The sequence below is a fragment of the Nocardia sp. NPDC050630 genome (assembly GCF_044457245.1).
In the GTDB taxonomy this organism is placed as follows: Bacteria; Actinomycetota; Actinomycetes; order Mycobacteriales; family Mycobacteriaceae; genus Nocardia.
In genome coordinates, this window is sequence record NZ_JBITGN010000067.1 from 1 (window position 1) to 1,712 (window position 1,712).

The following is a 1,712-nucleotide window of genomic DNA, read 5'->3' on the forward strand; positions in this document are numbered from 1 at the left end:
CTCCCGCCGAGGCCCTCGACTGCGCCTGCGGCCTCTACCTCAACGACCCGACCGCCTGGCAACCCCCGACGAACTAACGGTCGCACCCACTAGTGCCTCGTCCGATATGGTTGATGCGGTAATCGCCGGGGTGGCGGGTTGAACCCGCGCCGGTGACCGGCGATGCTGCCGGTGGAGGTGGTGCCGGTGGCTCGCAAGCCGGATGTGTTCGTCAGAGCGGTGACCCCGGAGGAGGGCCGCGAGCTGGCCCAGATCGCGCGGCGCAGCAAGCAGCCGGTGCGGATGAGGCGCGCGGTGGTGGTGATGGCCTCGCGCAGCGGCAGCCGGTCGGGTTGATCGCGAAGTTGATGCAGGTGTCGGAATCGTATGTGCGGCAAGTGATTCACGATTTCAACGCTCATGGGTTCGGTGCTTTGGACCCAAAATGGAAAGGGGGCAGGCCGAGCAAGACCGATCCGAGGACGCGTGAGCGGATCTGTCATATCGCTCGGTGCTGCCCCCAGGATCTGGGCTGCCCGTTTTCGACGTGGAGTCTGTCGAACTGCGGGATGTGTTGCGTATCAACCAGATCGCCGGCCTCAGCCGGGAGACACTGCGGCAGATCCTCAAGGCCGGCGGGTGTCGTGGCAGGCCACCAAGAGCTGGAAGGCCAGCAACGACCCCGACTTCACCGAGAAGATGAACCAGGTGCTCGACCTCTACGACCACCCGCCCGCAGACGGGCGGGTGGGTCTGTGTGGATGAGTTCGGGCCGCTCAACCTGCAGCCCCGCACCGGCCGTGGCTGGTTCACCCGCCGCAAGCCGAAACGGTTGCGGACCACCTACCGCCGCGCCCAGGGCAAATGGTCGGCGCGTTGGACCTGCGCACCGGCCAGTGGTACTACCGCATCCGTGACCGCAAACGCTGGTCGGAGTTCTTGGCGTTCCTCAAGACTCTGCGGGCGCGCTGGCCAGGTCAGAAGCTGTATCTGATCTGCGACAACTACTCGGTCCACAAACGCCGCGAGGTCCGGGAATGATGTACCGGCAACGACATCGAGCTAGTGTTCCTGCCGACCTATTCGTCCTGGTTGAACCGCATAGAGTGCGAGTTCGCCGCGTTGCGCTACTTCGCGCTCAACGGAACCGACCACCGCAGCCATGAAGAGCAGGACGCCGCGATCGGCGACTACATCCGCTGGCGCAACCAGCTGCCGTTAAAATCCTTTGCCGCCAACCAGATCTAGCTGACCCTGGTCATGCTCGCGCTCGACCTGACCGTCTGAATGCAGACACTGGCACTCACCGGCCACGAAGCCCACCGATGGGAATCGAAAACCCTTCGCCTGTCCCTGTTCTGACTACCCGGCCGCCTCGCTCGCCATGTCCGAAGAGCCCGACGACACCTACCCGCCAAGTCCCGACCACCCCATTACTCCTCACCGCAATGACCCACTCGAAGCGTCCTGACCAGCAAAAACCATCCCTACAACCTGGAAAAAGACCACCACCGGACCCGTGGATCCCGCCAGCCACCCGCTGACACGGGGCGGCCAGCCACACCCACCAGCCCGGATACCCCCGAAAACCGCAATCCGAACCCGATCAGACCAGCATGTCAACGGTCATCGGGATCTGGCTCTGGCACAAAGTTGTTGGTGGCGTTGCTGATCGGGTCATCCGTTGAGGAGCAGGAGGCGGCGGAGAAGGTCGAAGTTGGCCCTGCCATAGG

Annotated in this window: 4 protein-coding genes and 1 pseudogene; all 5 read left to right on the forward strand. The window is 64.0% G+C overall.

The features are described from left to right. The first annotated feature begins 162 nt into the window (after positions 1 to 162). A complete protein-coding gene (locus tag ACIBG0_RS42215) occupies positions 163 to 336 on the forward strand; it encodes a hypothetical protein (protein WP_397041288.1) in 174 nt (57 codons plus the stop codon). A gap of 11 nt (positions 337 to 347) precedes the next feature. Continuing rightward, a pseudogene (locus tag ACIBG0_RS42220) lies at positions 348 to 476 on the forward strand (helix-turn-helix domain-containing protein); the annotation flags it as partial. Positions 477 to 618: 142 nt separating this feature from the next. Continuing rightward, the gene (locus ACIBG0_RS42225; protein ID WP_397041293.1) at positions 619 to 744 is read left to right on the forward strand and encodes a hypothetical protein; all 126 of its coding nucleotides are present in this window, start codon (positions 619 to 621) and stop codon (positions 742 to 744) included. A gap of 111 nt (positions 745 to 855) precedes the next feature. After that, positions 856 to 1,020 (forward strand): hypothetical protein, encoded by a 165-nt coding sequence (locus ACIBG0_RS42230; RefSeq protein ID WP_397041290.1) that lies wholly within the window; start codon positions 856 to 858, stop codon positions 1,018 to 1,020. A 24-nt stretch (positions 1,021 to 1,044) separates the two neighbouring features. Beyond that, positions 1,045 to 1,227, forward strand: coding sequence for a hypothetical protein (locus tag ACIBG0_RS42235; protein ID WP_397041292.1), 183 nt, complete (start codon positions 1,045 to 1,047; stop codon positions 1,225 to 1,227). Positions 1,228 to 1,712: the final 485 nt, after the last annotated feature.

Excerpts from the sequence above, each read along its gene's own strand:
- ACIBG0_RS42215 (WP_397041288.1), top strand. The coding sequence starts at position 163 with ATGCTGCCGGTGGAGGTGGTGCCGGTGGCTCGCAAGCCGGATGTGTTC.